Origin of the sequence: Kineococcus glutinatus (assembly GCF_039542765.1) — a bacterium.
Classification (GTDB): Bacteria; Actinomycetota; Actinomycetes; order Actinomycetales; family Kineococcaceae; genus Kineococcus_A; species Kineococcus_A glutinatus.
Genome location: NZ_BAABIL010000834.1, coordinates 1 through 1,456 on the forward strand (window position 1 = coordinate 1; position 1,456 = coordinate 1,456).

Annotated in this window: 1 protein-coding gene and 1 pseudogene; one reads left to right on the top strand and one right to left on the bottom strand. The window is 78.3% G+C overall.

All coding sequences use genetic code 11. The annotated features are described in order from the left end of the window. A pseudogene (locus ABEB16_RS21865) lies at positions 1-475 on the bottom strand (hypothetical protein); the annotation flags it as partial. A 132-nt stretch (positions 476-607) separates the two neighbouring features. Here ABEB16_RS21865 and nth point away from each other — a divergent pair. Continuing rightward, positions 608-1,441 carry an endonuclease III gene (gene nth / locus ABEB16_RS21870; RefSeq protein WP_345714275.1) on the top strand — a complete coding sequence of 278 codons (834 nt, stop codon included), beginning with the start codon at positions 608-610 and terminating at the stop codon, positions 1,439-1,441. Positions 1,442-1,456 lie beyond the last annotated feature (15 nt).

Genomic DNA, 1,456 nt, shown 5'->3' on the forward strand with positions numbered 1-1,456 from the left:
CGAGGACGTCGGTGGCCGCCGCCAGCTCGGCGCGCAGGGCGCCCTCGTAGCCGGACAGCCGGTCCTGGGCCGCCGCCAGGCGCTCCAGGACGACGCCCAGGGCCGCGGGGGCCGGCCCGCCGGCCAGCAGCTCACGCAGCCCCGAGGCGGGCTCGGTGAGGCCGTGGGCGGCGAGGTCGGCGGCGGCGTGCACGTCGAGCGGGCCGCCGTCGCTGGCCGCCTCCAGCGGGATGCTGAGCTCGCGCACCCCCACGACCTGTGCCGCGACGATGTCGCGGCGCGCCCGCACCAGCCGCTGCCAGTGCGCGACGGTGTCGATCTCGGTGCGCAGCACCCGGCGGCGCTCGCGCAGCTGCACCAGGGGCAGCTGCGCGAGCTCCTGCCGCTGCCGCGCACCGACGACCCCGGCGCCCGCCCCCGGGGTCACCGCCAGCACGGCACCCCCCACCGCGTCGGGTGCTCCCGCTCCGCTCACCACACCGGTCCTTCGCTCATGCCAGGCGCATCGTCGCCGCCGATCCCCCGCTTGACCCGGCACCGGGCGTTCTCACCCGAGCGGGCGGCAGCTACCGGGGCGGGAGTCGGGGGCGCGACGTACCCTCGGGCCGTGGCCGCCGCTCCCGTCCCGCCCCGCGCTCCGCGAGCCAGCGGGGCGGGAGGCGCCGAGACGCCGCTGGCGCGGGTGCGGCGCGCCCGCCGCATCCACCGCCTCCTGGCGCAGCGCTACCCCGACGCGCACTGCGAGCTGGACTTCACCGGCCCCTTCCAGCTCCTCGTCGCCACGGTCCTGTCCGCCCAGTGCACCGACAAGCGGGTCAACCAGGTGACGCCTGCCCTCTTCGCGCGCTACCCCGACCCGGCGGCGATGGCGGCGGCCGACCGCGCGGAGCTGGAGGCCCTGGTCACGCCCACGGGCTTCTTCCGCGCCAAGGCCGACTCCCTGCTCAAGCTGTCCGCGCGGCTGGTCGACTCCTTCGGGGGTGAGGTGCCACCGCGCCAGGCGGACCTGGTGACGCTGCCCGGCGTCGGCCGCAAGACGGCCAACGTCGTCCTCGGCGACGCCTTCGGCATCCCCGGCCTCACCGTCGACACCCACGTCGGGCGGCTGTCGCGCCGGTTCGGCTTCACCGCGCACGAGGACCCCGTCAAGGTCGAGCAGGACCTCGCCGCGCTCTTCCCGCGGCGCGACCACACCATCCTGTCGCACCGCATGATCTTCCACGGCCGGCGCACCTGCCACGCCCGGCGCCCGGCCTGCGGGGCCTGCCCGGTGGCCGCGCTCTGCCCCTCGTACGGCGCCGGCGAGACCGACCCGCGGCGGGCGGCGGCGCTGATCAAGGGCCCCGCCGAGGACGTCGCCACGGAGAGCACCACCACCCCCGGCCGCACCACCCCCGGCGGCACCGGCCGCACCGGCGCGGGCGCGGTGGTGCCCGCGTGAGCGGCGCCCGCGGGC